Annotated in this window: 7 protein-coding genes and 1 tRNA gene; 2 read left to right on the forward strand and 6 right to left on the reverse strand. The window is 67.4% G+C overall.

The features are described 5' to 3' along the window. Positions 1-1,075, forward strand: a 1,075-nt coding sequence (locus tag Q0716_RS03280) for an AAA family ATPase (protein ID WP_299019598.1), incomplete at its 5' end; no start/stop codon positions are given. A gap of 96 nt (positions 1,076-1,171) precedes the next feature. Here Q0716_RS03280 and Q0716_RS03285 read toward each other — a convergent pair. From Q0716_RS03285 to aroE, 5 genes are all read right to left on the reverse strand, one after another. Next, a tRNA-Pro gene (locus Q0716_RS03285) sits at positions 1,172-1,248 on the reverse strand. A 9-nt stretch (positions 1,249-1,257) separates the two neighbouring features. After that, on the reverse strand, positions 1,258-1,737 hold the full coding sequence (locus Q0716_RS03290; protein WP_299019600.1) for a MerR family transcriptional regulator: 480 nt from the start codon (positions 1,735-1,737) through the stop codon (positions 1,258-1,260). A gap of 43 nt (positions 1,738-1,780) precedes the next feature. Next, complete coding sequence (locus Q0716_RS03295; RefSeq protein ID WP_299019604.1) at positions 1,781-2,482, reverse strand: glutathione S-transferase; 702 nt, start codon at positions 2,480-2,482, stop codon at positions 1,781-1,783. Between the two features lie 15 nt (positions 2,483-2,497). Then, entirely contained in the window at positions 2,498-3,454 is a 957-nt protein-coding gene (gene tal, locus Q0716_RS03300) for a transaldolase (RefSeq protein ID WP_299019605.1), read from the reverse strand. A 39-nt stretch (positions 3,455-3,493) separates the two neighbouring features. Then, positions 3,494-4,327: a shikimate dehydrogenase gene (gene aroE, locus Q0716_RS03305; protein ID WP_299019607.1), complete on the reverse strand. Its 834-nt coding sequence runs from the start codon at positions 4,325-4,327 to the stop codon at positions 3,494-3,496. Between the two features lie 159 nt (positions 4,328-4,486). Between aroE and Q0716_RS03310 the strand changes: the two genes are divergently transcribed. Next, positions 4,487-5,296 (forward strand): class III extradiol ring-cleavage dioxygenase, encoded by an 810-nt coding sequence (locus tag Q0716_RS03310; protein WP_299019609.1) that lies wholly within the window; start codon positions 4,487-4,489, stop codon positions 5,294-5,296. Positions 5,297-5,389: 93 nt separating this feature from the next. Here Q0716_RS03310 and gcvPB read toward each other — a convergent pair. Further along, the coding region (gene gcvPB / locus Q0716_RS03315) for an aminomethyl-transferring glycine dehydrogenase subunit GcvPB (protein WP_299019610.1) at positions 5,390-7,031 on the reverse strand (1,642 nt) is incomplete at its 5' end.

Here is a 7,031-nt window from a genome sequence, read left to right on the forward strand (position 1 = left end):
CGAGCCGGAGGTGGCGCGGGCCATGCGCGAGGGCTTGCGCAACCTTTACTCGGTCATCAAGGGGCAAGACGCCCACATCCAGTTCGCCTTCCTGACCGGGGTTTCCAAGTTCAGCAAGGTCTCGATCTTCTCGGGGCTCAACAACCTGCGCGACATCACCGTCTCGGCGGAATACTCGGCCATCTGTGGCTATACGGAAGCGGATGTCGATACCGTCTTCGCGCCGGAACTGGAAGGACTCGACCGCCAGGCGATCCGCGACTGGTACAACGGCTACAACTGGTTGGGGGATTCGGTCTACAACCCCTTCGATCTGTTGCTGCTTTTTCAGGAACGTGTCTTTCGCCCCTACTGGTTCGAGACGGGCACGCCGACGTTCCTCATCGACGTGTTGACGCAGCGCGGCTGCTTCACCCCGGAGCTGGCGTCGCTGCGGGCGGATGACGAGCTGCTCAACAGCTTCGATGTCGAGGGCATGACCACCGAGGCGCTGCTGTGGCAGACCGGCTATCTGACGTTTCGCAGCCAGCGCCGCATCGGTGCGCGCATCGAATACACCTTGGGCTACCCCAACCTGGAGGTCGAAAGCGCCCTCAACGACGCACTGGTCAAGGCCCTGGTGGGTGCGCCGTCGGCAGCAGGGCGTGCCGTCGGGCGACTCTACGACGTGCTGCACGCGGGTGACCTATCGGGCCTCAGAACCCATATCGACAGCCTCTACGCCGCCATCCCGCACGACTGGTACCGCAACAACCCGATCGCGCAGTACGAGGGCTACTGGGCCAGCGTCTTCTACAGCCACATCGCGGCGCTGGGGCTGGATTTGATCGCCGAAGACGTGACGAGCCAAGGCCGTATCGACCTCACGGTCAAACTGCCTGAGCGGATCTACCTGTTCGAGTTCAAAGTGGTCGAGCTGGAGCCGGAAGGGAAGGCCTTGGCGCAACTCAAGGCCCGCGACTACGCCGCCAAATACCGCATGGCGGGCGTGCCCATTCACCTGGTGGGCATCGAGTTCAGCCGCGAGTCGCGTCGCGTGGTGGGGTTTGACGCCGAGCATTTGGCGTGCCAATAGACGTTCCACCGCGCCGGTGACGAAGCGCTGGGTCTGCCCTAAACCCAAGAAAGAACAAGGGCTGACGCGATCACTCACGTCAGCCCTGGATGGGTTTGGTCGGCGTGGCGGGATTCGAACTCGCGACCCCTTGCACCCCATGCAAGTGCGCTACCAGGCTGCGCTACACGCCGAAGCCGCCATTATACGGTGTTTTCAGGCGCTTTCCGGACTGCGGGGTCGAGCAGGGCGCGGATGGCGCGCAGCTCGGCCAGCAGTGAACGGCGCTGCGACGCGTCCCAGGCGGGCGGCGGCTCGATGGCGTCCACCACGCTCGTGGGCAAGATCTCACCCGCGGATGCTGGGGGGGTAGAGGGTTCACCATCCCCTTCCTGGTCCTTGCGCGCGGCGCGCTCTTGCTGGCTCCATTCGGCCAGCCGGTTGCGTGCGCCCTGGATGGTAAACCCTTGCTCGTACAGCAGTTCGCGGATGCGACGGATCATCAGCACTTCGTGGTGCTGGTAGTAGCGCCGGTTGCCGCGGCGCTTCATGGGCCGCAGTTGGGTGAATTCTTGCTCCCAGTAGCGCAGCACGTGGGGTTTGACCCCGCACAGCTCGCTGACCTCACCAATGGTGAAGTAGCGCTTGGGAGGAATGGGGGGAAGCGCAGGTGCAGAGCACATGGTGGAGCGAAGTCGGCAGCCCACTAATGTAGCGCAACCGCCGTCACAGGCCCATGATCTCGGGGCCGCCTTTGGCGAGCGCGCGCTGGTAAGCCGGGCGGCTGCGGTAGCGCTCGCGGTACGCCGCCACGTGGGGGTGACGCGCAGCAGCGTGCGGTCCGCCCAGCGCGAGCGCCGCCTCGACGGCAAAGCTCATCTGAAAGTCGGCCAGTGCCAGCCGCTCGCCGGTCAGCCAGGGGCGATCGCGCAGCGTGTGGTCCAGCAGCTCGAGCGCGGTGTCGATGTTGGGATCGACGAAGCGCCGCAGCACTTGCCGGCTGATCTCGCGCGCGATGGGCCGAGCAAAGAACGGCATGCGCTGCTGGGGGATGTTGACGAATACGAGCTTCATGACCACCCAGTTCATCAACGATCCTTCGGCAACGTGCATCCAAAACCGGTTGTCGCGGTGCGCGGCCGTGCCCGGCGCGGGGACCAAGCCGGCCAGTTCGCTATGTGGGGCGGGGGGAAAGGTCTCGGCCAGGTATTCCAGGATGGCGCCGGATTCGGCCACCGTCACATCGCCATGGGTAATGACGGGCGACTTGCCCAAGGGATGCACGGCCTTGAGTTCCGGCGGGGCTAGGCGCGTGCGGGCGTCGCGCCGGTACAGGCGCAGCTCGTAGGGCACGCCCAGTTCTTCCAGCAGCCACAGCACGCGCTGCGAGCGCGAGTGTTCCAAGTGATGAACGACCAAGCTCGTCATGGGCACTCCCGTGGGTCAGCGTGAGTGGATCAGGGCGTCGAGCCGCTGTGCATCGGCGCAAAAGAGCCGGATGCCTTCGGCCAATTTTTCGGTGGCCATGGCGTCGTCGTTGAGCGCGAGCCGAAAGGCGGCCTCGTCGCCGGCACGGTAGTGGATTTCCGGCAGGTCGGCTTGGGCGGCTTCGGCGGGGTCGAGCTGGCGCGGGACGTCGCCTTTGGTGGCGGCCAGTTGCGCCAGCAGCTCGGGGCTGATGGTGAGCAGATCGCAGCCAGCCAGGGCCAGGATCTGCCCGGTGTGACGAAAGCTCGCGCCCATGACCTCGGTGGCGATACCGAAGTGCTTATAGTGCCGCCAGATGCGGGTGACGGATTGCACGCCTGGGTCTTGGGTGCCTGCCATTGCCGCCTCGTCCCACTGGGCGCCGGCGCGTGCCTTGTGCCAGTCGACAATGCGGCCGACGAAGGGCGAGATCAGGCGCACGCCCGCGTCCGCGCACGCCACCGCCTGGCAAAAGGCGAACAGCAGCGTCAGGTTGGTATGGATACCCTCGCGCTCCAGGGTTTCGGCGGCGCGGATGCCTTCCCAGGTGGCAGCGATCTTGATCAGCACGCGCGCGCGCGGCACGCCCTCGGCCTCGTAGAGCGCGATGAGGCGCCGAGCGCGCTGGATGGTGGCGCGGGTATCGAAGCTCAGGCGCGCGTCGACTTCGGTCGATACCCGGCCCGGGACGATGCGCAGGATCTCGGCGCCGAAGCGCACCAGCAGCCGGTCGACCACTTCGTCCAGGGGGTGGTCGCGGTAGCGGGTAACGGTGTCGTCGAGCAGCGGCGCGTACTCGGGTTTGAGCACGGACTTCAGGATCAGCGACGGGTTGGTGGTGGCGTCGCGGGGCTGGTACTGCGCGATCTGCAAAAAGTCGCCGGTGTCGGCGACCACGGTGGTGTGGCGCTTGAGGGCGTCGAGCTGGTTCATGCGGTGTGACAGCGAAGGCGAAAGAAAGCCGGGGCGGGTTTAGGTCAGCGGCGTGGCCAGACGCTGGATGACGGCCGCGGTGTCGGGGCGCACGCCGCGCCACCAGGCAAACGCCTCGGCCGCCTGTTCGACCAGCATGCCGATGCCGTCGGCGAGCCGACCCGCGCCCGCCTGCTGGGCTTGGCGCAAGAAGGGCGTCAGCCCCTGACCATAAACCATATCGTACGCCAGGGTGTCGGGGCCGAAGATCTGGGGCGGCAACGGCAGCGCCTGATCGACGAGGCTGGCGGACGTGGCGTTGACGACGATGTCGAACCGTCCGGCGTCCACCAGTTCATCGAGCGCGGCGGCGCGCAAGACCCCGTGGCCCCACCCCTGCGCGTGAAACGACGCCACGAGTGCCGCCGCCTTGTCGGCGCTGCGGTTGGCCACGAGCAGCAGTGTGGGTGCGGCCTGCAGCAGCGGCTGCAGCGCCCCGCGCGCGGCGCCCCCGGCGCCCAGCATCAGCACGCGGCGGCCAGCGACGGGGTGGCCCAGATTGACCGTGATGTCGCGCGCCAACCCCACGCCGTCGAAGTTTTCGGCGCGGCAGCGCGTGCCGTCGAACGCCAAGGCATTGGCCGCACCGGCAAGCCGCGCGCGCTCGCTAACCTCATCGGCATAGGCACACGCCTCGATCTTGAACGGCAGTGTCACGTTGACCCCGCGCCCGCCCGCCGCGCGAAAGGCATCCACCGTGGCGGCAAAACCGTCCAGCGGGGCCTCCATGGCGGTGTAGGTGAGCGCCTGCCCGGTTGCCTGGGCAAACCAGGTGTGGATGAGCGGCGATTTGCTGTGGCCGATGGGGTGGCCGATGACGGCGTAGCGGTCCATGGCGCGATTGTCGCCGATGGCGGCCCCTCCGCCACCAGCCAGGGGCATGGCAGCCTCGCGTCGTTGCTTCGGCGTTTTGGATATGGTCGTCAACACCGTTGACGGGTGGTCGTCCATGGACCAGCTACGATACAACCCGTCGTTCGCCTGGAGCTTGCCGTGTCCGCCTTGCCCGCTCTGTTCGTCTCGCATGGCTCGCCGATGATGGCCTTGGCGCCCGGCGCCGCCGGTGTCGCCTTGCAGCGTTGGGGGCAGTCGCTGGCTGCCCGCGACGACTTGCGTGCAGTGGTCGTCATGTCGCCGCACTGGATGGACGAGGTGGCTGCGGTGGGCAGTCACCCTCAGCCGCCCACATGGCACGACTTCGGTGGCTTCCCGCCGCCGTTGTACCGCCTGCAGTACCCTGCACCTGGTGATCCCGCGCTGGCGCGCAGGGTCGTCGAGCGTTTGCGCGCAGCGGGTATCGCTTCGGCCGAGGACCCGCAGCGCCCGCGCGACCATGGCGCTTGGTCACCGCTGCGCTTTCTGTTGCCCCAGGCCCGCTGGCCGGTGGTGCAGCTGGCCCTCCCGGCTACTGCAGGGCCGGCGCAGGTGTACGCCATCGGTGTGGCACTGGCTGCGCTGCGAGAGGATGGCGTGTTGATGGTGGGCTCGGGCAGCCTTACCCACAACCTGATGGAGTTCTTCGGCCAACGCCCGGCGATTCAGGATCCGCCCGATCCCTATGTGGTGGCGTTTTCGGACTGGGTCTGGAATGCCTTGCAGGCCCGCGATCTGGATGCCCTGCTGGCGTGGCGCGTGCGGGCGCCGCAAGCGGAGCGCGCGCACCCGACCGACGAGCACCTGCTGCCGTTGTTCTTTGCCCTGGGAGTGGCGCGCTGGCCCCGGGAGGGGGCAGCGACGGTGCAGGCGATCACGCGCGAAGTCCAGTACCGGTATCTGGCGATGGACAGTTATGCCATCAGCTGACCATGGGGCGGATGGAAAAGGGGACCCGACTCAGGACACCCACTTGGTTTCGTCGCTAGAGCCGCGCCCACTGATGATGCTGGGTGGCAGCGATCACGCGTCGGCCAGCTCCGTCATCGGCACGCAGCTGCAAAACAGGTTGCGGTCGCCGTACACGTTATCCACCCGGCCGACGGGTGGCCAGTATTTGCTGCCGGCTCGACCGTGCGCGCGGTGAAACGGCAAGGCGGCACCCAGTTCCCGCGTGTAGGGGTGGGGCCAGTCCTCGGCCAGGCAGCGCTGCGCGGTGTGCGGGGCGTTTTTGAGCGGATTGTCCTCGCGCGGCCACACGCCCAGCTCGACGGCGCGGATCTCTTCCCGGATGGCGATCATGGCGTCGATGAAGCGGTCCAGCTCCTGCAGCGTCTCGCTCTCGGTGGGTTCCACCATCAGCGTGTTGGGCACGGGAAACGACAACGTGGGCGCGTGAAAGCCGTAATCCATGAGCCGCTTGGCGATGTCTTCGGCCAGGATGCCGCTCGTGTCTTTGAAGCCGCGGCAGTCCAGGATGCATTCGTGCGCGACGTGGCCGTTGGCGCTGGCGTACAGCGTGGGGTAATGCGCGCGCAGGCGGGCGCTGACGTAGTTGGCCGCCAGGATGGCCGTCTGCGTGGCGCGCAACAGGCCCTCGGCCCCCATCATGCGGATGTACATCCACGAAATGGGCAGCACGGCCGCGTTGCCCAGCGGCGCTGCCGAGACGGCGCCGACGGTGGCGTCGCCCCGCGCATCGCCCGCATAGGCGCCCGCGGCCAGCGCCGTGGCGTGGCCAGGCAGGTAGGGCGCGAGTTCCTCCACCACACACACCGGGCCCACGCCCGGGCCGCCGCCGCCGTGGGGGATGCAAAAGGTCTTGTGCAGGTTGAGGTGGCTGACGTCGCCCCCGAACGCCCCCGGGGCTGCCAGGCCGACCAGCGCGTTCATGTTGGCGCCGTCGATGTAGACTTTGCCGCCGTGTTGGTGCACCAGGTCGCACAGGGCCTTGACGCCGGTCTCGAACACGCCGTGCGTGCTGGGGTAGGTGATCATGATGCACGACAGGCGCTCGCTGTACTGCTCGCACTTGGCGCGCAGGTCGTCCAGGTCGACATTCCCCTGCGGGTCACACGCCACGGGCACGACGTGCAACCCGGCCATCTGGGCGCTGGCCGGGTTGGTGCCGTGCGCCGACGTGGGGATGAGGCAGACGTCGCGCTGCGGCTGTCCCCGCGCGGCGTGGTAGGCCTGGATGGCGAGCAAGCCCGCATATTCGCCTTGCGAGCCCGCGTTGGGCTGCAGGCTGATGGCGGCGTAGCCCGTGGCCTGGCATAGCCAGGCGCGCAATTGCGCATCCAGCAGCCGGTAGCCCTCCAGCTGGTCGGCAGGCGCAAACGGGTGCACGTGCGCAAATTCCGGCCAGGTGATGGGGATCATCTCGCTGCTGGCGTTGAGCTTCATCGTGCACGAGCCCAACGGGATCATGGTGCGGTCCAGCGCCAGGTCTTTGTCCGACAGGCTGCGGATGTAGCGCAGCATGCCGGTTTCGCTGTGGTAGCGGTGAAAGACGGGGTGCGTCAGATACGGGCTGGTGCGCCGCAACCCGGCCGGGATGAGGGTGTCGGTGGCCGCTGCACAGGCGTCGAAGTCGGGCAGTGGCTGGCCCGGCGTGGCAAACACCGACCACAGCGCCTGGATGTCGTCGCGGGTGGTGGTCTCG

It is taken from the genome of uncultured Tepidimonas sp., assembly GCF_938045175.1.
Classification (GTDB): Bacteria; Pseudomonadota; Gammaproteobacteria; order Burkholderiales; family Burkholderiaceae_C; genus Tepidimonas.